21 protein-coding genes are annotated in these 19,767 nt (G+C 63.1%); 10 read left to right on the top strand and 11 right to left on the bottom strand.

Annotated elements, in window-relative coordinates:
• Positions 1-3: 3 nt before the first annotated feature.
• Positions 4-1,920 (bottom strand): tetratricopeptide repeat protein, encoded by a 1,917-nt coding sequence (locus HOC_RS21000; protein WP_156950362.1) that lies wholly within the window; start codon positions 1,918-1,920, stop codon positions 4-6.
• A 103-nt stretch (positions 1,921-2,023) separates the two neighbouring features.
• Here HOC_RS21000 and HOC_RS03480 point away from each other — a divergent pair, with 103 nt between their 5' ends.
• Positions 2,024-2,509, top strand: coding sequence for a flavodoxin family protein (locus tag HOC_RS03480; protein WP_035535885.1), 486 nt, complete (start codon positions 2,024-2,026; stop codon positions 2,507-2,509).
• On the opposite strand, the gene HOC_RS03475 is transcribed toward HOC_RS03480, so the two are convergent.
• The 4 genes from HOC_RS03475 to HOC_RS03460 all read right to left on the bottom strand — a co-directional run bounded on the left by HOC_RS03475 (position 2,506) and on the right by HOC_RS03460 (position 5,574).
• Positions 2,506-3,060: a GNAT family N-acetyltransferase gene (locus HOC_RS03475; protein WP_035535884.1), complete on the bottom strand. Its 555-nt coding sequence runs from the start codon at positions 3,058-3,060 to the stop codon at positions 2,506-2,508. The genes HOC_RS03480 and HOC_RS03475 overlap by 4 nt on opposite strands.
• Positions 3,061-3,188: 128 nt before the next feature.
• Positions 3,189-3,623 carry a DUF1801 domain-containing protein gene (locus tag HOC_RS03470; RefSeq protein ID WP_051624484.1) on the bottom strand — a complete coding sequence of 145 codons (435 nt, stop codon included), beginning with the start codon at positions 3,621-3,623 and terminating at the stop codon, positions 3,189-3,191.
• Positions 3,624-3,704: 81 nt separating this feature from the next.
• Complete coding sequence (locus HOC_RS03465) at positions 3,705-4,706, bottom strand: TIGR00341 family protein (protein WP_035535883.1); 1,002 nt, start codon at positions 4,704-4,706, stop codon at positions 3,705-3,707.
• Positions 4,707-4,710: 4 nt separating this feature from the next.
• Positions 4,711-5,574 carry an NAD(P)-dependent oxidoreductase gene (locus tag HOC_RS03460; RefSeq protein WP_035535882.1) on the bottom strand — a complete coding sequence of 288 codons (864 nt, stop codon included), beginning with the start codon at positions 5,572-5,574 and terminating at the stop codon, positions 4,711-4,713.
• Positions 5,575-5,828: 254 nt separating this feature from the next.
• Here HOC_RS03460 and HOC_RS03455 point away from each other — a divergent pair, with 254 nt between their 5' ends.
• The 7 genes from HOC_RS03455 to HOC_RS03425 are packed head-to-tail and all read left to right on the top strand — an operon-like array spanning position 5,829 to position 13,695.
• Positions 5,829-6,473: a flagellar motor protein MotB gene (locus HOC_RS03455; RefSeq protein ID WP_051624483.1), complete on the top strand. Its 645-nt coding sequence runs from the start codon at positions 5,829-5,831 to the stop codon at positions 6,471-6,473.
• Positions 6,474-6,517: 44 nt separating this feature from the next.
• Positions 6,518-8,362: an SLC13 family permease gene (locus HOC_RS03450; RefSeq protein ID WP_035535881.1), complete on the top strand. Its 1,845-nt coding sequence runs from the start codon at positions 6,518-6,520 to the stop codon at positions 8,360-8,362.
• Between the two features lie 26 nt (positions 8,363-8,388).
• The gene (locus tag HOC_RS03445) at positions 8,389-9,138 is read left to right on the top strand and encodes an arginyltransferase (RefSeq protein WP_035535962.1); all 750 of its coding nucleotides are present in this window, start codon (positions 8,389-8,391) and stop codon (positions 9,136-9,138) included.
• A 43-nt stretch (positions 9,139-9,181) separates the two neighbouring features.
• Complete coding sequence (locus tag HOC_RS03440; RefSeq protein WP_035535880.1) at positions 9,182-10,291, top strand: TRAP transporter substrate-binding protein; 1,110 nt, start codon at positions 9,182-9,184, stop codon at positions 10,289-10,291.
• Between the two features lie 17 nt (positions 10,292-10,308).
• Positions 10,309-10,983 (top strand): TRAP transporter small permease subunit, encoded by a 675-nt coding sequence (locus HOC_RS03435; RefSeq protein WP_035535879.1) that lies wholly within the window; start codon positions 10,309-10,311, stop codon positions 10,981-10,983.
• The gene (locus HOC_RS03430; protein WP_035535878.1) at positions 10,973-12,553 is read left to right on the top strand and encodes a TRAP transporter large permease; all 1,581 of its coding nucleotides are present in this window, start codon (positions 10,973-10,975) and stop codon (positions 12,551-12,553) included. The genes HOC_RS03435 and HOC_RS03430 overlap by 11 nt, the downstream gene beginning before the upstream one ends.
• On the top strand, positions 12,526-13,695 hold the full coding sequence (locus HOC_RS03425; protein ID WP_241766880.1) for a pyridoxal phosphate-dependent aminotransferase: 1,170 nt from the start codon (positions 12,526-12,528) through the stop codon (positions 13,693-13,695). Before HOC_RS03430 ends, HOC_RS03425 begins: the two co-directional genes overlap by 28 nt.
• Positions 13,696-13,804: 109 nt before the next feature.
• Here HOC_RS03425 and HOC_RS03420 read toward each other — a convergent pair whose 3' ends face one another.
• The 5 genes from HOC_RS03420 to HOC_RS03400 form a co-directional block, all read right to left on the bottom strand.
• On the bottom strand, positions 13,805-14,137 hold the full coding sequence (locus HOC_RS03420; protein WP_035535877.1) for a hypothetical protein: 333 nt from the start codon (positions 14,135-14,137) through the stop codon (positions 13,805-13,807).
• A gap of 51 nt (positions 14,138-14,188) precedes the next feature.
• The gene (locus HOC_RS03415) at positions 14,189-14,752 is read right to left on the bottom strand and encodes a LemA family protein (RefSeq protein WP_035535876.1); all 564 of its coding nucleotides are present in this window, start codon (positions 14,750-14,752) and stop codon (positions 14,189-14,191) included.
• Between the two features lie 74 nt (positions 14,753-14,826).
• A complete protein-coding gene (locus HOC_RS03410; RefSeq protein ID WP_035535875.1) occupies positions 14,827-15,726 on the bottom strand; it encodes a LysR family transcriptional regulator in 900 nt (299 codons plus the stop codon).
• A gap of 7 nt (positions 15,727-15,733) precedes the next feature.
• Entirely contained in the window at positions 15,734-16,780 is a 1,047-nt protein-coding gene (locus tag HOC_RS03405; RefSeq protein WP_084146121.1) for a YeiH family protein, read from the bottom strand.
• A gap of 114 nt (positions 16,781-16,894) precedes the next feature.
• A complete protein-coding gene (locus HOC_RS03400; protein WP_035535874.1) occupies positions 16,895-17,239 on the bottom strand; it encodes an ArsR/SmtB family transcription factor in 345 nt (114 codons plus the stop codon).
• A gap of 46 nt (positions 17,240-17,285) precedes the next feature.
• Here HOC_RS03400 and HOC_RS03395 point away from each other — a divergent pair, with 46 nt between their 5' ends.
• Both HOC_RS03395 and HOC_RS03390 read left to right on the top strand, forming a co-directional pair.
• Positions 17,286-17,741: an SRPBCC family protein gene (locus HOC_RS03395; RefSeq protein ID WP_035535959.1), complete on the top strand. Its 456-nt coding sequence runs from the start codon at positions 17,286-17,288 to the stop codon at positions 17,739-17,741.
• A 186-nt stretch (positions 17,742-17,927) separates the two neighbouring features.
• Positions 17,928-18,677: an SIR2 family NAD-dependent protein deacylase gene (locus tag HOC_RS03390; RefSeq protein ID WP_035535873.1), complete on the top strand. Its 750-nt coding sequence runs from the start codon at positions 17,928-17,930 to the stop codon at positions 18,675-18,677.
• 102 nt (positions 18,678-18,779) lie between these two features.
• On the opposite strand, the gene HOC_RS03385 is transcribed toward HOC_RS03390, so the two are convergent.
• Positions 18,780-19,640 carry a pirin family protein gene (locus HOC_RS03385; RefSeq protein ID WP_035535872.1) on the bottom strand — a complete coding sequence of 287 codons (861 nt, stop codon included), beginning with the start codon at positions 19,638-19,640 and terminating at the stop codon, positions 18,780-18,782.
• Between the last annotated feature and the right edge of the window lie 127 nt (positions 19,641-19,767).

Here is a 19,767-nt window from a genome sequence, read left to right as displayed (position 1 = left end):
TTTTCAGAAATTCCCGCGATAATGTTTCATCGCCGTCGCCCGCGACATGCAGGTCCGGTAGGTCGAGTTGCCTTCGCCATAGACCGTGCCACAGACCTCGCCGCCCTCGGCTTCTTTCCGCTCTTCCTGGCGCTTGTAATACTGGTCCCACGCGCTCTGCACCGTCTGGCGGTCCATGTTGTCGCGCGACTCGATGTTCTGGCGGTGCATCGCCTGAATGTTCGCGATGCGCGCATCGGTCCGCGCCTTGTCCTGTGCCACGACCGCCGCGTAAAACTCGTTGGCACCCTCCGCCCCCAGATACTGCGCCCGGCCAATGGCAAACTCATAGCTGTCACTACCCTCGTGATCATTCTCGTAATACTTGGTCACAGCGACCTTCATGGCCGCATCAGGCACGCCCTTCTTCGCTGCCGCATCGAACAACTCGTAGATCATTTTCGCCTTGTCGCTGACCGTATAGGGCAGGTCCGGCAGGTTTCCGTTGGCATCCTTTTGCGCCACGCTCAGGCCATTCTCATAGGCATAGGCGAGGTAGAGCTGGGCGTGCGTGTGGCCCATGAAGGCCAGCCATTGCATCGTCTCCCGGCCCCGCTGTGTCTCACCGCTTTCGATGTCGAACCGCGCGAGCAGGAAACGCTCATCATCGTCCAGCATCGGGTCGATATAACTGCCCGTGACGCCGCCGGTTTCCGCGACCACTTCATCCTTGCGTGCACAGGCCGCTGCGTCGCCTTTTTCGCAGGCAGATTCCAGCACGCCGATGGCGAGGTTGGCGGACCCCATGGTAAACTTCTGATCTTCCAGATAGGAATTGGCGACATCGACGCATGCGATAGTGAATTCCCTGCAGGCCGTCGTCAGGGCTCGCATCGACTTGTCGCTCGCCAACTCACCCTTCAGCGGATGCTCCGGAAATCTGTAGTCCCTGAACGCCTTGCCCGACATCGTGCAGTCTTCGACCGACGGCTTCGCCAGGCAGCGGCCATACATGCCCTGCGCAATCACGTCCTGATCGTTCCAAGCATATTCCTGCCCCGCAACGACCATGAATTCGCAGGCCGGCAGGTCGCCCAGCAGGCAGCCGCGATACAGGCTCTGTATACCGCTCAGATTGTCGGGCGAATGCGGATCGCTCATGTCCGTATCACTCATCACCAATAGCCCGCGCAACGTGCACCCTTGCGCATAGACGGCGCGCGCGCATCCCTTGCCCCAGTAAATCCGCGCCTGCTTTTCATCCTCTGGCATGTCATAGGCACCGAAGAAGGACGCATTGCCCAGTTCGACACATGCCCGCCCGTCGAGGCCGGTATCGGCGCACCGGCTCTTCAGGGTTTCAATGGAATCCTCGGAATAGGGTATCTCCTCCAGATACTGCAGCAGCACGAGATAGGCCTGATACTGGCAGCCGTCAGTTCCCCCCATGGCGCAGGCCTTCAGATAGTACCGCGTCGCCTCTGCTGCGTCTTTCGGGACTCCCTTGCCCCGCTGATGCACCATGCCGACGCGGGCGCATCCGAGGCCGTTGCCGAGTTCACAAGCCTGCATGTGATACTGCAGCGCCAGCACAAGGTCCTCGGCCCGGCCCTTGATGCCGTCCTCATGCGAGTCACCGATTTCCGTGCACAGCCAGCCATTGCCCGCAGCACATCCCGTATCCGCCAGCACGACCATGTCAGCGAGGTAACCGGCCGCCTTCTTGCCCTTCGCATCATCCAGCCGGGCGGCGTAGAAATCATAGGCCTGCTCGCACGCCTTGTTGTCGTTCGCCTGCTTGCAAGCCGCCATGTCCGCCTTGACCGTGGCATCCGTCGATTCCGCCATTGCCGATGGCGCCAGTGCCATCAAGGTGATCGCCGCACCAAGTGTTTGAAGAATCGATTTCCAGGCCTGCGACATCGTGCGTTTCCCCGTCATGGTTTCTTTGACGCCATGCTGCGCCCACAAGGTGCGGGGGGATTGTACATTCTCGCCATTGGCCGGATTGCCTATCCCGCACGTTTCGTTTTATGACGCGGAGATGGCGCAGCTTCTCATCGTCTGGCACTCACGCACTGGTGGCACCCTGCAAATGGCAGAGGCGGCCGCCGAAGCCGCGCGCGCCGAAACAGAGACCGTCCTCAAGCGCGCCGAGGACACGACCCCGTTCGACATGTTCGCCGCTAGCGGCTTCCTTTTCGCCGCGCCGGAAAACCTTGCAGGCCTCTCCGGCGAGATGAAGGAATTCTTCGACCGCTGTTATTATCCGATGCTCGGCCAGGTCGAGGGGCGCCCCTATGCCCAGATGGTCTGCGCCGGGTCCGATGGCGAGAATGCCGCCCGCCAGATCCGCCGCATCGCCATGGGCTGGCGCCTCAAGGAAGCCCAGCCGCCGATCATCGTCTGCACGAATACCAAGACGCAGGAAGATATCCTCGCGCCAAAGACCATTCCGGAGGCGAGCCTGACACGCTGCGCCAATCTCGGCCAGGCCCTCGGCGCCGGCCTCGCCATGGGCGCGTTCTAAAGCGCCTTGCGCATGTGGATGACGGTCTTCACCTGACCGTTCGCCGCAACCTGTTCCTCGCGGTGAAACGGCTCATAGCCCCGCGCCAGGTAAAGCGGATAGCCGGGCACGGTGGAGCCCAGCTCAATCGTCTTGAACCCCGCCGCGCGCGCCGCACCTTCACCCAGGTCCAGCAGCAGCGAGCCAATGCCCCGCCGCGTCCAGTCCGGATGCGTATACATCGCCCGGATGCGCGCGGCATGGATCGCGGGGTCCGCCAGCGAGTCGTCGCGGCCAGCCGTCTGGTCGCCGCCATAGAGCGTGCGTCGTTTGCCCCACCCGCCACACGCCGCCATGACGGTCTCGCCGTCTACGTCGGTCTCGATCACGAAATAGGTGCCGTCATTGATCAGCGAGCGGTCGAGGCCCATCGACTCCTGCGCCGCGATGATTTCCTCAGGCGACAGGAAGGCCTTCATGTTCTCGGCAATCGACGCCTTCATCACATCCATGATGGCCGGGATATCGGCCTCCGTCGCAACGCGGTGACGGAACACAAAAGGCTCGCTCATATTTCGCTGGTTCCACTGACAGGTTCAAGCCTGTCTTCCCCCATCAAACGCGCGGCGTCCATGCCCCGCGCGCAAACCCGCGCGCGGCATGACGACATGCTGAATTGGCAGGCAAGGCCTGCTTCTGCTCAGGTTTCGCTTGTCTTGTAATTCTTCTCGGTCGACGCCATTCCGAGGCGAACGAGTTCTTCCAGCGCGGCGAGGTTCACGTCCTTCAGCGCCTTGATGAAGATGCAGGACTTGCCCTTGTCATGCTTGCCGAGAATTTCCAGCGGCGCGGTGAAGTCTTCGAAGTCCGGCGACAGGTAGACGATCATGTGCTTCTTCGCAGGCTCGAACCCGGCAATCATGAACTCGCTGCTGCGGCCACCGTCCAGCGTATAGGCATAACGGCCATAGCCCACCTTGTGCGTGCCCCAGATCATGGCTGGCAGGTCCGTTACACGGGCGAAAAGCGCCAGCAGCTCTTCCGATTCCGCCTTGCGCTGCGGGTCATCGAGATTGGAAATATAGCGTTCAACACGGGATTTGGAGGCAGCGGCAACAGGTTCTACAAACGTCATGGGGGTGTGACACAGTCCTTTGAAGTGGAAGTTTGTGTCACCTTACAGCCACAGGCCCAAAAAGTCCAAAATATCCTGCACTTAGCCGATTTCGACCTTGGCCCCGAGGTCAAGCAGCACGATCAGCGTCGCCGCGACGATCAGGAAAAATGCTGAAAGCCCCGCATTCAGCCACACCGCCCATGTCGCATTCTTCTGCTCGATCCACTTGCGCGGCCGTATCTTGCGCAGCCGGAACACGATCAACGCCGACAGGATGAGGCTCGCCACGTTCAGCGCCAGCAGCAGGGCCGCGCGCAAGGCAAGGTCATACTCGCCACCGCCTGCAAACAGGCCCAGCGCCGCCCCCGGCGGCAACAGGGCTGCGGCCACCATCACGCCAACCAGCGCTTCGGCCTGCCCGCGTGTCAGCGACAGCGCCGCCGCGCCACCCGCCGCCATGGCCAGCGCCAGCCCGTCCACCCGCACTTCGGCGCGCGACATCAGCTCGTGGCTCTGCAGGTTCAGCGGCAACATGAACGAGATCGCGAAGGAGACGGCCAGCGCCGTGACGATGCCCACGGCCAGCGTCGTGCCGCCCCGTTTCAAGAGGTCGAAATCGCCAAGCGCCGCGCCCATCGAAAAGCCGAGGATCGGGCCCAGCAGCGGCGCAATCACCATCGCGCCAATCACAGCCGCGATCCCGTCAGAGTTCAGGCCTATCGCCGCCACGATGGTCGACAGGATAACCATGATGACGAAATGCCGGTCCATCCGCGCACCGTCGGAAATATCCGAGAACAATTCCTCGCGGGTCGACTGATCGGCATTCTTCGCCTTCTCGCCCTTGGCCTCTTCCAGCTTCGGCGCTGTCGCCTCGATCGGCAGCACGGCAATGCGCCAGTCATCGCGGCCCTCCAGCGCCATCTGGATATTGTCCATCAGAGTCTGGTTGGTGCCATCGCGCATGAACACCGCAATCATGCAGCGGTCTTTTTGCTCGGTCTCCATGACGACATAGTCAATCGGGTCCGCCGCCTTGATGGCGCTGATCACCGTATCGCAGGCGGCATCCTTTGCGAGGTGGATGTCCAGGCGCCGCACGCGCCTAGGTCTCCCGCGTCAGGCGGGCGATCAGGCTGCTCGTATCCCAGCGCGCGCCGCCCATGGCCTGCACGTCGGCATAATACTGGTCCACTGTTGCCGTGGTCGGCAGGCTCGCGCCATTGTCGCGCGCCGCCTCCAGTGTGATCCGCAAATCCTTGCGCATCCAGTCGACCGCGAAGCCATGTTCGAAATGCCCCTCGACCATCGTCTTCCAGCGATTTTCCATCTGCCAGCTCTGGGCCGCGCCGCCGCTGATCGCCTCGATCACCTTGGCCGCGTCCAGTCCCGCCTTCTCGGCAAAGTGAAGCCCTTCCGCGAGGCCCTGCACGATGCCCGCGATGCAGATCTGGTTGACAGACTTGGCCAGTTGCCCCGCGCCACTCTCGCCAATCAGCGTCATCTTCTTGCCGAAGGCCGCCATAACCGGCTCAGCCGCCGCGAAGGCGCTCGCCTCGCCACCACACATGATGGTCAGCTTGCCATTGATCGCGCCTGCTTCACCGCCAGAGATCGGCGCATCGATGAAATGCGCGCCCTTGGCCTTGCAGCGTTCGTACAGTTCGCGCGCGAGGCCCGCCGAGGCCGTCGTATGATCCACCACGATCATGCCAGCGCCGAGGCTCGGCTCCAGCGCGTCGAACACGGTGCGCACGTCCGGGTCGTCGCCGAGGCAGAGGAACACGAACTCGGCGCCAAAGGCCGCCGTTGCCGGGTCTTTCGCCACTTCGCCCTTATGGTCTTTCTTCCACTTGGCGGCCTTGGCGCCTGTCCGGTTCCACACGCTGACCTGATGGCCGGCCCGGGCGAGGTGGCCCGCCATGTGAAAGCCCATCACGCCCAGTCCAAGAAATGCCGTCCGCGCCATACATGAGTCTCCTGTGTCTTTGCCATCAGTGACGCCTTAGCCGAATGACTTCAAGGCGTTCTGCGTGGACAAGCTGCCCAGCGCGCCAATCCGGCCATCAATCCGCCCCTGAATTCGTTGAAATTTCATCGAAATCCGCCGTTCCGCCTAGACCCGACCTTCACCAAGCCCTGCTATGACTGCGAGTGTTGATCAGAAGGATCGGTTTCGAGCGCATGGCGACTGCCACTCACTCTCGGCGATATGCGGGCAGAATGCCCGTCGCGCCCGCCCGTAAAACGGGCACATGGAAGATGGCCTATGCCGACTTCCTGACCGCGCTCATGGCCTTCTTCCTGATCATGTGGCTGATCAGCGGCGTGTCCGCTGATGACCGCGCAGAGATCGCCGCCACTTTCCACAACAAAGCTGCCCCCACGCTGACGATGACGGCCGTTCTGCCCGATTCGACCGCCAGCCAGCTGATGTCCACCCTTCAGGCCCAGTCGGACCTCGCGAACGCGGGTGAAAGTGTTCTCCTCACCCGTGAAGCTGATGGCGTGCGTATCGATCTCGTCGATAGCGAAAGCCGCCCCCTGTTTGATTCGGGCAGCGGCGCCTTCACCGCCGAGGGCCTCGCCCTCGCGACGGCCGCCGGCGAGGCACTTTCCCCGTTTTCCCAAACCCTTTCCATTGAAGGCCATACGGATGCCTTCAGTGCCACGAGCAGTGCCTATTCCAACTGGGAACTCTCGGCAGACCGGGCAAACGAGGCCCGCCGCGCCCTGATTGGGGCCGGCCTTGAGGCCTCGCGCATCCGTGCGGTGACGGGTCTGGCCGATACGCGCCCGCTTGATGCCGGTCAGCCGCACTTGTCAGCGAACCGCCGGGTCAGCATATTGGTTCACACAAACGACTGATAACCTGTAGAGGGATCAGGACGGACGGATGAACCGGAGCCTTGATGATCGCTGATTTCCTGGCCCACTGGCCCATGTGGGCAAGCCTCGCGGTTATTGTTGCTGCAATTGGTTTCTACATGTCGGACCGCTGGCCGATGGAGCTTGTCTCTGTCGGCGTCATTGCGGCTTTGCTCCTGCTGTTCACCATTCCCGGCGCCTATGGCGCTGATGGCACGCCTGTCAGCGCGGCTGAGCTTCTCTCGGGCTTCGGCAATCCGGCGCTGATCACCATTATGGCGCTGCTCGTGGTGGGTCAGGGCCTGTTCCAGACCGGCGCCCTCGATGGCCCGACCAAGGCGCTTGTCGGCGGCTACGAGAAACGCCCCGTTACAACGCTCGTGCTCGCTTTCCTTGCCGTCTTTGTCACCAGCGCCTTCGTCAACAATACGCCCATTGTCATCATGTTCCTGCCGGTGATGAGCGCCATCGCCAAGCGGATGAACGCCTCTCAGTCCAAGCTGATGATGCCGCTCAGCTTCGCGTCCATCTTCGCCGGCATGACCACGCTGATCGGCACCTCGACCAACCTGCTCGCCGCCGAGGCCTTCCAGCGCATTGACGGCCGCACGCTCGGCTTCTTCGACCAGACGCCCATGGGCCTGATCCTCGCCGGCACCGGCCTCGTCTACATCGCCATCTTCTCGAAATTCCTGCTGCCCAACCGCCGCGGCCTCAGCGACGAGCTGGCCCAGCCCTCCGGCAAACAGTTCGTCGCCCAGATCGAGGTTACTTTCGGCCACTTCCTGAAGGGCAAAAAGCCCGTCGCGGGCATGTTCGCCGACTTGCCCGACATGACCGTTCGCATGATCCAGCGCGGCGAGCGCGCCTTCCTGCCACCCTATGAAGATATCACGCTCCAGCCCGGCGACCTTGTCATCGTCGCGGCCACCCGCGCCGCCCTGCAAAACGTGCTCGCCCGCCAGCCGGACTTCCTCCAGCAGGTCTGGGAATCAGCCGGCGGTGACCTTGAAGAGAACAGCCGATCCGGTGCACTCGCCCTGACTGAAGCCGTCATCGCCCCCGGTTCGCGCATGGTCGGCCGCACGGTCGAGATGCTCGGTTTCCGCCGTCTCACCCGCGCCGTGACGCTCGGCATCCAGCGCCGCAGCCGGATGATTCGCACCAAGCTCGGCGAAATCCGCCTCGAATCCGGCGACACGCTGCTCCTCTGCGGCCCGGTCGATGCCTTTGTCGACCTGCGCTCCAGCCGCGACATCATCCTGCTCGAATGGTCCCAGACCGAAATCCCGCTGACCACGCGCGCCGTCGCTGCCCGCGTCATCGCGCTCGCCATGGTCGGCCTCGCCGCGACAGGGCTTGTCTCCATCCTGCACGCCTCCGTACTGGCCGCCGTGGCCATGCTCGTCGTCGGCTGCGTCAACACCCGTCAGGCCAGCCGCTCGCTCGACCTGCGCATTTTCCTCGTCATCGGCGCCGCCCTCGCGATGGGCATGGCGCTGGAGAAAACCGGCGCAGCTGCTGCGATTGCGCACGCTGTGGTCAACTATGCGGCGCCCTATGGTACGCTCGCGGTCCTGTCGGCCCTGTTCATCAGCGTCGCCATCCTGACCAACCTGCTGACCAATGCCGCCACCGCCATCTTGTTCTCGCCCATCGCCCTATCGGCGGCCACGGAACTCGGCGTGCACGACCCGCTTCCCTTCCTTCTGGCAGTCATCTACGGGGCCAATTGCAGCTTCGCAACGCCCTTCGCCTACCAGACAAACATGCTCGTCATGGGCCCCGGACACTACAAGTTCGGCGATTTCATGAAATTTGGCGTGCCACTCGTTTTATTGCTTTGGTGTGTCTTTACGCTGTTCGCCCCTTGGCGGTTCGATCTGTAAGTGTATCGTCGCACATCATGAAGTTCATGGACTCCCAGATACTGCCTCCAGGGCTCGAAAGGTCGCTCCGTTTCTACGTGACGAACCCTGCGCCGTGCCCGTATCTGCCGGGAATGCGCGAGCGCAAGGCGTTCACCAATCTCTCGGTGCCCGAGTCCGATTCCATCCACAATTCGCTCAGCCAGGCCGGTTTCCGCCGCAGCCAGACGATCGCCTACCGGCCCGCCTGCCCGCGCTGCAATGCCTGCCGCAGTGTGCGCGTGCCGACGCGCGAGTTCGTCCAGTCGCGCAATGACCGCCGCGCCATCGCCCGCAATGCAGGCCTCATTCGCACCCCGGTCAAGGCCGAGGCGACCCGCGAACAATTCCGCCTGCTTAAAACGTACGTCCAGACCCGCCACGACAAGGGCGGCATGTCCGAGATGACCTATCGCGACTATGCCACCATGGTCGGCGGCAGCCCGGTCCAGAGCCTGATCTTCGAATACCGCGACGGCCCTGACGAAGACTCGCCCCTTGTGGCAGTCTCGATCACCGACGTGCTGCGCGACGGTTTCTCGATGGTCTACACCTTCTTCGATCCCGAACAGGAATCGCGCGGCCTCGGCCATTACATGATCCTCGACCATATCCAGCACGCCCAGGATCGCGGCCTGCCGCACGTCTATCTCGGCTATTGGGTCAAAGGCAGTCCGAAAATGGACTATAAACGGCGCTACAAGCCCCTCGAAGTGCTGGACGGCGACCAGTGGCGGACGCTAAGAGACGACGAATAGACCCTGACGGAGTGCAGGGCGGGGCTCTCTGGGAGGACATCTGATGATCAACCGACGCAATATCGTCGGCGCCGGCCTCCTCGGCGCAGCTGGCGCAGCCGCCGCCTTTGCCAATCCGGAAGTCGCGCAGGTCCTCGCGCCCGCCAAGATCAATCGCAACCGCCGCAAGTTCAACATGGTCACGACATGGCCCAAGGGCCTGCCCGGCCTCGGCCGCGCCGCCGAGCGCGTGTCGGAACGTGTCTACGCCATGTCCGACGGCCTGATGGAGATCAAGGTCTTCGCGGCCGGTGAACTCGTCCCTGCTTTTGAGAGCTTCGATGCCGTCGCGAATGGCTCGGCCGACATGTATCATGGCGCCGAATATTACTGGACCGCCAAGTCTCCCGCCTTCCCCTTCTTCACCGCCGTGCCCTTCGGCATGACGGCGCAGGAAATCATGGGCTGGATCGATTTCGGCGGGGGTCAGGAACTCTGGGATGAACTCTCCGGCCAGTTCGGCGTGAAAGCCATTCAGGGCGCCAATACCGGCCACCAGATGGGCGGCTGGTTCCGCAAGGAGATCAACAGCCTCGACGATCTGGTCGGCCTCAAGATGCGCATTCCGGGGCAAGGCGGCGACGTGCTGCGCGCGCTTGGCGGCTCGGCTATCGCGCTCTCTGGCGGCGAGATCTATCAGGCCCTGCAGACCGGCTCCATCGACGCGACCGAATGGGTCGGCCCTTGGAACGACTACTCGCTCGGCTTCCACCGCGAGGCCCCCTATTATTATGGCCCCGGCTTCCACGAGCCCGGCGCCAGCCTCGCCGTCGGCATGAACCTGAAAGTCTGGGAAAGCCTCACCGCTGGCGAACAGGCCATCATCAAGGCAGCTTGCGAATCCACCAATCACACATCGCTTGGCGAGTTCACTTACCAGAACTCCGTCTACCTCGACCTGCTCGTCCGCGAGCATGGCACGCAGCTGCGGTCTTTCCCGCCGGAAGTCGTCAAGGCCATGTCCGAGGCCGCCTATGACGTGCGCGCCGCCAGCGGCAAGGACGGCATCGAGAAGCGCATCTATGAGAGCTTCGAGGCCAGCCTCAAACTGATGCGCGGCTGGGCGAAGGTCTCCGACGGCGCCTATTATCCCGCCCGCGAACTCGGCAAATAGGCTGGCTGGGGGGCAACATGGATCCGACGTTTTACCTCTACCTCGGCGCCTGGCTGAAAGTCCTCGGCATCCTCTGCCTGCCCCTCTTTGCCGTCCCGCTTGTCACGCTGGCCTTTCCGGGCCTGATAGACCGTTTCGCCAAGCGCATGATCGCCTTCCTCGACGTGCTGTCGGGCGGCGCGCTGGGCCTCGCCATTGCCAGCGCGCTGATCCTCGTACTCGCCCAGCTCGCGGTCGTCATCTTGCGCTATGCCTTTGGCCTCTCCTTCACCTGGCTCAGCGAAATCGTCATCTATGCCTTCGCCGCCATGTTCATGCTCGGCTCCGCTGCTGCCCTGCGCGATGACGCCCATGTCCGCGTCGACATCCTGCGCCCCCGCTTCGGCGAAGCAGGCCGCAACTGGATCGAACTGGTCGGCACTTACCTCTTCCTCTTCCCGATCTGCCTGCGCCTCATCACCAATGGCGAGCAGGGCCTGACGCGCTCTTGGAGCCTGCTCGAAGGCTCGCGCGAATCCGACGGCCTGCCGATCCTCTTCCTGTTCAAGACACTCGTGCCGGTCTTCGCGGTCCTCTTGATGACCGCCGGTCTCTCGGTCGCGCTGAAGGCCGCCTTGCGCCTCACGGGCAAGCTGCCGCCCGCTGCCACGCCCATCGAAGGCGAAACCGGGGGAGGCCATGATGGAGTTTGAGATCATCCTCGCCGTCGCCATGTTCGCCTGCGCCATTCTCGGCCTGCTGGCGGGCTATTCCGTGGCGCTCACACTCGGCGGCGTCGCGCTCCTGTTTGCGCTGCTCGGTATCGCCACCGGCACCTTTTCGCCCTCCTTCCTGATCGCCTTCCCGAGCCGTATCCAGGGCGCCTCGATCATGCAGAGCCAGACGCTGGTGGCTGTGCCCCTCTTTGTGCTGATGGGCGTGATCCTCGAACGCTCCCGCGTGGCAGAAGACCTGTTGCACATTGCCAGCCGCCTGCTCGCGCGTGTACGCGGCGGCCTCGGCTATGCCGTCGTCCTCGTCGGCGCGCTGCTCGCTGCTTCCACCGGCATTGTGGGTGCCACCGTCATCACGATGACGCTGATCGCCCTGCCCACAATGCTGCGCCAGGGCTATGACCCCAAGCTCGCCACCGGCACGATCGCCGCGTCCGGCACGCTCGGCCAGATCATTCCGCCCTCCATCGTGCTGATCCTGCTCGCCGATGCTGTCTCAAATGCCGCCAGCCAGGCCAGCCTCAAAGGCGCAGGCTCTGGTGTTGTATCAGTCGGAGACCTCTTCGCCGGCGCGCTCATCCCCGGTGTCCTGCTCGTCGTGTTCTACCTGCTTTATATCGCAGCCATGGCCATCTTCCGGCCGGCCACATGCCCACCTGTTACACTCGCGGAAGACACAGAGCCGCTGACCGTAAAAGAGGTCGCCTTCGGTCTTGGCGCGCCGCTCCTGCTGATCATCGCCGTGCTCGGCGCCATCCTCGGCGGCGTTGCCCCGCCCACGGAAGCCGCCGCAATTGGCGCAGCGGGCGCCATCCTCCTCGCCGGCATCCGCCTTGCCGACGAAGCCAAGAGCCGCCTCGCGCCGCTCATCCTCGCGGGTCTCGGCAGCATCATCGCCATCCTCGTCCTGCGCAACACGATGGACCTGCGCGCGGGCGTCGCCAGTATCAGCGGCGCCAACTCCATCGGCATCATCCTCACCGTGCTCGCCAGCCTGGTCTTTTTCGCTGGCGTCGCAGCGGGCCTCCTCGTGCTGCGCAAGATGCGCCAGCTCCTGCCTGCGCTCACCAGCGCCACGCACATTACCAGCATGGTCTTCCTCATCCTGATCGGCGCCTCGCTCTTCAGCCTCGTCTTCCGCGGCTATGACGGCGACGAGATGGTGGCCGCAATGCTGCACCAGGCGCCCGGCGGCAAATGGGGCGCCCTTGCCATGACCATGCTCGTCATGTTCGTGCTCGGCTTCTTCCTCGACTTCATCGAGATCGTCTTCGTCGTCGTCCCGCTCGTCGCACCGCCGCTCATCATGCTGGGCTTTGATCCCATCTGGCTGGCCATCCTGATGGCGCTCAACCTGCAGACCAGCTTCCTGACGCCGCCCTTCGGCTTCGCCCTCTTCTACCTGCGCGGCGCGGCCCCGGACGAGATCAAAACCATGGACATCTGGCGTGGCGCTGTGCCCTTCATCGGGCTACAGATCGCCATGATCATTCTCGTCGGTTTCGTCCCTGCCCTCGCCACATGGCTGCCGAGCCTCGCCGCCAATTGAGTAGCGACGTCTCCCCGTTCCAGGCCATCGCCGTCAGCCGTCTCGCGCATGAGCTGCAGGCGGCCGGGCGCTCTGTCATCCACATGGAATTCGGCCAACCTTCGACCGGCGCCCCGAAACGCGCCGTCGAAACGGCGCATTCCGTGCTCGATGCCGAATCCATGGGCTATTGGGAAAGCCCCCAGCTCAAGGCGCGCATCTGCCAGCACTATGCCGACACGTACGGCGTAGAAGTCACGCCCCGACGCCTTGCCATCACCTGCGGCGCCTCGCCCGCGCTCGTGCTGGCCCTGTCATCCGCCTTCAACCCCGGCGATCAGGTCGCGCTCGCCCGGCCCGGCTATGTCGCCTATCGCGGCACGCTGAAGGCGCTGAAGCTTGTGCCCGTCGAAATCGAATGCGGCGAGGAAACGCGCTTCCAACTCAGCGCCGCCCAGATCGCCGCGCTTGATCCCGCCCCCGCCGGCCTCATCATCGCCAGCCCCGCGAACCCCACCGGAACCATCCTGCCCGCCGAGGAACTCGCGGCAATCGTCAAGGTCTGCGCCGAGCGCAATATCCGCATCATCTCCGACGAGATCTATCACGGCCTTTCCTATGGCCCGCGCACGGCGTCCGTCCTCGAACACACGAACGACGCCTACGTCATCAACTCATTCTCGAAATACTTCTCCATGGCGGGCTGGCGTCTCGGCTGGATCGTTTCGCCCGACAGCATGGCCAGCCGCACGGCCGCCTATATCGGCAACATGTTCCTCACCGCGCCATCGCTTTCCCAGCACGCGGGCCTCGTCGCCATGGATTGCCGCGACGAGCTGGAAGGCCACCTCGACACATACCGCCGCAACCGCGACCTGATGCTGGCCGCCCTGCCCGCGCTCGGCCTCGAACGCATCGCCCCACCCGACGGCGCCTTCTATATCTATGCGGACATCTCGCGCTTCACCGATGATAGCCTCGGCTTCTGCATGCAGCTCTTGAAAGACACTGGCGTCGCCACCGCCCCCGGCGTCGATTTCGACCCGGTCAACGGCCACAAGTTCATGCGCTTCTCGTTCGCCGTCTCAACCCCGGAGCTGGAGGATGCGCTCGAGCGGATCACGCCATGGTTCAGGGCGCGCGGCGAGGCTCAATCCCTATAATAACTCCGCATCCCCGGCGTACGCCGGGGTCTCTTGCGGCTGGCTTCCTGCTTCAATTGCCTGAGGTCCCGGCGTTCGCCGGGACTGCGGATGAAGTTAGAGGCTCAACCTATTTACAATCGTAAGCGGCTTCCGCCCCGCCATCCGGCGTGCGTTCGAGCGACACAAACGTGCAGCCATCCGGCGCCGCGACGATGGCGGCCTCTGTCAGCTGGTCATCCGTTGGCGGGCCCGCATTGGCGACACCAAAGCTGCCATCGGTCTTGATTGAGAGTTTCAGCTTGAAGCCCTGCCCCGCCATCGGCGCGGCCATGAAGGCATAATTCTGCGTCGCAATCGTCTGCGGTACGAGGCCGTCCCAGGTCGATGCGCTCCAGCTTGCGCCGGAACTGACGCACGCGCCCAGAAACAGGGCCGATACAAATAGATAAGGTTTCATCATGCGTCCTCCCACGACAGGCATGGGAGGCACCCTACATGATAAACGCTCTGACTAGAACTTAACTTCCGGCGGCGTCGAGAGCGCCTCGCGGCCTTCCACGCCGACGTCGAAGAAGTCACGCGGCTCGAAGCTGAACATGCCAGCGATGACAGACCCCGGGAACTGTTCGCGCGACGTGTTGTAGTCCTGAACGGCCGAGTTGTAGAAGCGGCGCGCGGCGGCCAGCTTGTCTTCGATGGTCGACAGCTCGTTCTGCAACTGGATGAAGTTCTGGTTGGCTTTCAGGTCAGGATAGGCCTCGGCCAGCGCGAACAGCTTGCCCAATGCGCCGGTCAGCATGCCTTCGGCCTGGCTCATTTCGGCCGGTGTCGAGGCCGACTGGGCCGCTGCGCGCGCCGCGATCACCTGCTGGAATGTCTCCTGCTCGTGCTTGGCATAGCCCTTCACGGTTTCGACGAGGTTCGGGATCAGGTTCTGGCGTTGCTTCAGCTGCACATCCACGTCGGCAAAGGCCTGGTTGACCCGCTGGCGCTTCATCACCAGTCCGTTGTAGATAAGGATAATAAAGCCGACGATGGCGACTGCGATCGCAAGTACGATCAGAATGGGGCTCATGGGCCGTCCCTCCACAAAAACGATATATCAGGCGTAACCGCCATCTGCCGCAGAGGCAAGTGACGCCTCGGATGTCAGGCTTCCGCGTCTGGACCCTGCGCGTCGGCGAGGCGGATAAAGGCCTGTTCCAGCCCCGTTTCATGGCGTTCCTTGTGGCGCAGGATGTGGAAACTGCGCGGCGGCAGGCCGACCGCCACTTCGCACAATGTCCCCGCCATGATCGACGGCTCCGCCACCAGCATCGACAACAGGCTTGCGCCTGCGCCCGCCTGCACGGCGGACCGCACGGCCTCGTTCGAGGGCAGTTCGAGCGCCACATCGAGATCACCAAGGGTGAGGCCATGGCCGGCCAGCAAGTCTTGCAGCATCGCCCGCGTGCCTGAGCCCGGCTCGCGGAGCACCCAGCGCGCCGCGCGGTAATCCTTGCCCGTTCGCGGGGGCTTCCCGGTCCACTCATGGCCCTTCGGCACGATAAGCGCTGTCCGGTCGCCGGTCACAGCCGTTTGCTTCAGGTCATTGCGCTGTGGTTTGCCCTCCACGATGCCGAGATCGACCGACAGGTCCGCAACGGCTTCGGCGATCTGCTCCGTATTGCCTATCTGCAGGTCCAGCGTCACGCCGGGATGCGCCAGCCTGAAAGCCTGCATCAGCGGCGGCAGCCAATAGTTCGCCACCGTCTGGCTGGCCCCAAGCCGCAACACCCCACGGCGCAGGCCCGCCAGATCGTCCAGCGCCTGCACAGCCAGTGTCGCGCGGGCGAGAACGGCGCGGGCCTCGTCCAGGAAGGCATGCCCGGTCTGCGTCAGCACGATGCGCCGCCCAACCCGGTCAAACAGCTTCACGTCATGACGCTCTTCCAGCGCAGCAATCGCCGCGCTTGTCGCACTCTGGGTCAGGTTCAGCGCCTCGGCCGCGCGGGTCATGTGTTCCCGCTCGGCGACGGCGACGAAAATGCGGAGCTGTTCGAGCGTCATTGAAGGCTTATCCCGTCGTGAGCCGGATCAGCACAAGGCTGACCAATGTAATGAATATCCACCCGCCCGCACCGACAAGGGCCGGGCGAAAGCCCTCCGCCGCGAGCTTTCTTACGTCTGTCTCAAGGCCCATGGCGGCAAGCGCAATGGCGAGCAGGAATTGCGTGGCGGTGGAGACGGGCTGCAACACCGCGTGCGGAACAACACCCAGACTCGCCACGCCGACCATGGCGATGAAGCCGAACACGAACCATGGCAGCGGCGGCGCCGTGCGGCTTGCCTCCCCGCCCGATGCCTTGAGGCGCCGCGCGGCCAGCATGCCGAGCCCGAGCACCATGGGCGCCAGCATCATGACGCGGGTCAGTTTGGCAATCGTGCCGAATTCCCCGGCCTCCGTGCCGCGCTGGTAAGCCGCCGCCACGACTTGCGCGACCTCGTGGATTGATGCCCCGGCCCAAAGACCAAAGGCGTGAGGCCCGAGGTCCATCAGGCCGCCCAGCACGGGGTAAAGCATCATGGACAATGACCCGAAAACGGTCACGCAAGCCACCGCATAGGCGACATCCTCGTCTCGCGCCCGCGTCACCGTATTGGTGGCGATCACGGCCGACGCGCCGCAGATTGACGTGCCCGCCGCGATCAGCTCTGTCAGCCGCGCGTCCACTTTCAGCATGCGGCCCAGCCAGACCGTGAAGGCGAAGGTCGAGACGAGCGTCACCGCGATCACCAGCACACCTGTGCCGCCAACAGCCACGACTTGCGACAGCGTCAGCTGCAGTCCGAGCAGCACAATCCCGGCGCGCAGCACGCGCTTCAGGCTGAACCTGACGCCCGCTTTGGCGCTGGCCGGTGTTCCGATCAGGTTGTGGAAAGCCATGCCAAGCAGGATGGCGAGGATCAGCGGGCTCAGTGCATGGACGCCCGGCAGCATGCGCAGCGCAAAGGCCGCTGCCGCGATCAGCGAGGCCAGCAACAGGCCCGGCAGGATGCCGGGCGTAGTGGGCACGACTGTTTTTGGCGCATGGGTTTGTGTGTGGAACAGGGTCAGCATCATCTCGGCCTTCATGGGAATCCCTTTGAGATACAGGGCCATGAACAATCATTCCAACGGTGTATAATTGTATTATCAATCGATTTTATCGATTGAATGACACTGTGGCAAGCACGCTTACGCCTCTTCGTTGGCCGGGAGGTTTTCCATGTCGTCCTTCATGCGCGCCAGCAGGTCGACAGCGCCGGAGGCATAGGCGCCAATCCAGCGGTCATGGATCTGCTTGATCGGCAGGGCATTGAGATAGTTCCAGCGCTGGCGCCCCTGCTTGCGGGCGATCACGAGGCCCGCCTCCTCCAGCACGCCAAGGTGCTGCATCACCGTGCAGCGATTCAACCTGTCAAAGCGCGCGCACAGCTCGCCGGTGGTCTGCGGATTGTCCTTCAGGGCATCCATCAGGTCGCGCCTTATGGCCGCCGCGAGGGCCTTGAAGACGAGGTCGGTTTGATCATCACTTGACATGTTATATTTTTATAACATGATTGGGGCCAAGACAAGGAGTGATGTGATGGACCTGAAATTTGAAATCAGCGGCCGTATCAACCGCCCGGTATCCGAAGTGTTCGAAGCTGTCGTGAACCCGGACAAACTGTCAGCCTATTTCACCACGGGCGGCGCGAAGGGGCGTATCGAGACAGGCGCCATTGTGACGTGGGATTTCAGCGACTTTCCCGGCGCCTTCCCGGTCCATGTCGTCGAGGTGGAAAAGGACAAGCGTATCATCCTCAAATGGGACGCACACGATCCGGCGGCCTCCGCGCCCTATCAGACCACAGTCACGATGCGCTTCGAGCCCACAGATGACGGCCGCACCCTTGTCACCATCGCCGAAGAAGGCTGGCGCGAAACCCCGTCCGGCCTGAAATCCTCCTATGGCAATTGTTCGGGATGGATGCAGATGCTCTGTGCCATGAAGGCTTATGTCGAGCATGGCATCAACCTGCGCGAGGGCATGTATAAATAACCCCTCACCTCCCATCGCTATGCGATGGGCCCCTCCTCTCCCAGAGGGAGAGGGGTTAAGTCACTCAGAGCGGCAACCCCTCTCCCTCTGGGAGAGGGGGGACCCGCACCCGAAGAATGTAGGAGGTGAGGGAAAACAGAAAATCAGTGTCTGGCCTTCGCCGATAAGTCATGTAGCATCATATCCATGTCCGATGCTGCCACCCTTGCGCGCATGATCGACGCCGCCACCCGCGTGATGGTTTTCACGGGTGCGGGCATTTCCACAGAGAGCGGCATACCGGATTTTCGCAGCCCCGGCGGCGTGTGGTCCAAGATGGCGCCGATCTATTTCCAGGACTTTGTGTCCTCCGCCGAGAAGCGCCACGAGTCCTGGACCCGCGTCTTCAACCGCTCGGCCGGCTGGACCGATGCCAGCCCCAATGCCGGCCATGATGCGATCGCGAAACTCGTCACTACTGGCAAGGTCGGCGCGGTGGTGACGCAGAATGTCGACAATTTGCATCAGGATTCCGGCGTGCCAGCCGATCAGGTAATCGAGATCCATGGCAACGCCACCTATGCCCGCTGCCTCAATTGCGGAAAGCGCTACGAGATCGAAAAGCTCAAATCCCGCTGGGAGGCAGGCGAAGATCTCACCTGCATCTTCTGCAAGGGCCTCATCAAGACCGCGACCATCTCGTTTGGCCAAGCCATGCCGGAAGCCGAAATGGCCCATGCCGCCGAAGAGGCGCTGCTGTGCGACCTCTGCCTCGTGCTTGGCTCATCTCTCGTCGTCTACCCCGCCGCCGGCATACCGCTCGAAGCCAAGCGCAACGGCGCGAAACTCGTCATCGTCAACCGCGAGGCGACCGATCAGGACCAGATGGCAGACCTTGTGCTGCACACCGAGATCGGCCCGCTGATGAGCGACGTTGTGGAGCAGCTGGCATTATGATTCCACAAGAGCTGCACTCATCCTGAGCGAAGTCGAAGGATGGCAACACGCGCCGGCTCGTCCTTCGACTTCGCTCAGGATGAGCCTGCCGCAACCGTTGGCCTAACCCACATTCACCGGCGCGCTGAACTTGCCCGCCTGATAGTCCGCATAGGCCTCGTGGATTTCCGCGACCGTGTTCATCACGAACGGGCCGTGCGAAACGATCGGTTCGTCAATCGGCTCGGCATGGCCGAACAGGACCACGGCGTCAGAACTGGCGACCAGTTCCACACTGTCGCCCGCGCCGAGTTCGGCGAGATTGAAGCCCTTCACCGACGTGCCGTTGATCGCCACCTCGCCGCGCGCGACATAGGCAAACACATCGCGGCCCGCCAGCGAATCAAACCCAATCCGGCTGCCCGCCTTCATCTCCAGCCAGGTCATGAACACGCCCGTCAGCGACTCGATCGCGCCGGTCTGGCCCTGCCATTCGCCCGAGACGAGGTGAAGCTTTACACCATCTGTCTCCACCACCGGAATCTTCTCTGCCTGCACGCCAATATAGCGCGGCTGGACCATTTTCAGCTTGGACGGCAGGTTCACCCATAGCTGCAATATTTCCATCGGCCCGCCGCTGCGCTTGAACGCTTCCGGCGAGACCTCTTCATGCACGAGGCCGCTGCCGGCGGTCATCCATTGCACGCCGCCCTTGCTGATAATGCTTTCATGCCCGGCGCTGTCGCGGTGCGCGAGGTTGCCCTCAAGGATGAAGGTCACCGTCTCGAACCCGCGATGCGGGTGCGGCCCGAATGGCAGGCCGCGATTGCCCGGCTTGTAGGTCTGGGGCCCGTGATGATTGAGGAAGAGGAAGGCGCCGACATTATCGATGCCCCGCCCCGGCACAGGCCGACGCGTTACCAGATCGGCTATATCATCGCGCTCGGCAGGATGGATACGCAAAACGGGCTTGGGCTGGGACATGGCTGTCTCCTCTTCAATGCTACTGGCGACTATTTAGGGTCGGCAGGGCCATTGAGGAAGGTTAGAGGTTCAGTGCGCCTTTATAGTTGCCACCAGAGCCGCGCTCATCCTGAGCGAAGTCGAAGGA

It is taken from the genome of Hyphomonas oceanitis SCH89, from assembly GCF_000685295.1.
Taxonomy (GTDB): Bacteria; Pseudomonadota; Alphaproteobacteria; order Caulobacterales; family Hyphomonadaceae; genus Hyphomonas; species Hyphomonas oceanitis.
Note: the sequence above shows the minus strand (reverse complement) of the source record. Positions and strands in the feature narration are given on the sequence as shown.